General features: G+C 30.1%; 1 protein-coding gene. It reads left to right on the forward strand.

The window, feature by feature from the left end; translation table 11 throughout:
* Window positions 1-83: 83 nt before the first annotated feature.
* Window positions 84-2,217, forward strand: a 2,134-nt coding sequence (locus TY19_RS06125; protein ID WP_042280997.1) for a hypothetical protein, incomplete at its 3' end; no start/stop codon positions are given.

Here is a 2,217-nt window from a genome sequence, read left to right on the forward strand (position 1 = left end):
AATAAATAAATAATTAATATGTTACAGTTAATTATATAGTGATATTGTATTTAATCTAATAATATAATTGTTAAGGAGTAATTATGTATATTCCTACTGATGATTGTAAACCTTCTTTAACTGAAAGTACAAGTTCTCAAACTAGTGAAGTTCAAACATCTTCACAACAGGTCAAAAGTCCAACTGAAGAAAATATTGAAAAAATTGCCACTAAATCACTGCCAGCTACAGAAGAAGAGACGAAGACAATATCTTTTTCCGAGAAATCAACTAAATTTTCTAAAGGAAGATTTTTATGTTCTTATAATAGGGGAGATTTAAAAACTTCAATTTTACAAACAAACGAGTTACAAAAAAGGATTTATATTAAACTAAATGAAAAAATTGGGAATAAGTTCATTAATAAAACTAAAAAGTTATGGATAAAAGTATGTAGCCAAAGTGAGTTGGAAAGTTTAGTTAAGCTAACTCTATCTTGTGAAAATAAAACCGTCGACATTCTAAATGACAAAACATTAAGCAAAATAAGTCGAGAGTATCAAGAAGTACAAACAGAATTAGATGAAAAAAAAATGGAATTAAAGGATTTAAACGAGCGCTTAACTAATATAAAAAAAAGACCTTATGCAGATAAAATAAAAGAATTAGAATTATTAGAAAAATTAGACAGCCCTATAAAAACAATTGATGCTTTTTTACTAAAATTTGAACAATTTTTAGAAAAATATCAAGAAATTGATGTGAAAAAACTAACAACAGAGGAGATCGAATTTTTAAAAAAAGAACATAGTGAATTAGAAGAGGGCTATAACGATCTTAAAAAGATACTACCAGGCACTATTCAAACACTAAGCAAGCATGTGAAATCAATTAAGGGTGGTTTACCACAAAAAATTGAAACGATTTTAAATGGTATTAATACTGCTCTTCAAGGAGAAGAAGTCGAAAATTTAGATGATTCTATAAAGCAATTCAAAACAATTAAAACATCTTTCGAAGAAGCTTTAGCGGTTTATTCCGGCAAATTGAATCAAGTTCGGCAAGAGGTCGATGAAACTTGTCCTCGTTACATGAAAATTTTCCAGGAAATAAAAGAGGGAAATTTAGAAAGATATCCTGATTTTATTCAAGAGATTAAAAAAATTTTAATTAATGATAGCCGTGATCCTGTCGCTTATAAAGACGCTTTGCAAACACTAGCAGCTAATGTTATTCCCTCTATTCAATCTCAGGTGCTGGGAATAACTAATGAACTCAGAGAGAGGCTAAACAGAAAAAAAGATGTAGAAATTATTACTATAGATGATTGTCTTGCTCTAAAAACATACATTGAAGACTATTTAAAACCTCTTTTAGCGTTGACAGAACCAATGGCAAACGGAAAAGCACCCGTATTCGAAGAACTATTTAAAAATTTATTTAATCTGCTTCCTAATTCTGGTAAGGAGATGACTGCCCAAGAAATTGTATCAAAGCTTAATTCATTTCTTTTCCCAGAGGATTTTTTGAGAGTTTATCAAAATTTTATCAATAAAAATGTGGCTGAAATAGAAAAAGAATTAAATCAAGAAACTAAGATTAAAAAAGAGATTGAAGACCTAACAAATTTATTAAAAGAATTAAAAGCAAAAAAGGCTGATATTTTAGAAAGTTTTTTTAACAAACTTATGGAAAAAGAAAAAAACAACATCTCTGAATTATTAACTGGTGGTGTTGAGCAAGTTAAAAAATTTGTAGATATTTTTTTAGGCCATTACCTTGTTCATTCTCAAGAACGTTTTCCCAAACTTTTAGAAAGCCATCGAGACTTTGCTGTTAGAGTTTCTGACATGTTTGAACTAGTAAAGGATCATTTATCTGAGGAGCAATTAGGTGAAATCAAATTAGTTTTAAATGACTTTTTAACTCATCATATTACAAATCAAACAGGTGAGATTGAAGAAAGTTTAGGTACATCTCTTCATCAAAGTCAAAAAAGTTCGGAAAAGGTTACTAAACCTGCAAAGCCTTTATATAGAAAGGTTCAGGGTGCACATGAATTTGGAGATGAATTTTCAATAAAATGCCAACATGTTTGCAAACAAGTTGAAGCCCTTCTGCCTTGGTTATTCGGGAAAGGATTTGTTGCCTCGCCTCAAGCCGCGCATTTAGTCCCTTTCCCTGGAATAGTTTCTTGGGATGTTAGCTATCTATCCACACTTTTTAAGACAAGGCTTG

Source organism: Candidatus Protochlamydia sp. R18, assembly GCF_000648255.1.
In the GTDB taxonomy this organism is placed as follows: Bacteria; Chlamydiota; Chlamydiia; order Chlamydiales; family Parachlamydiaceae; genus Protochlamydia; species Protochlamydia amoebophila.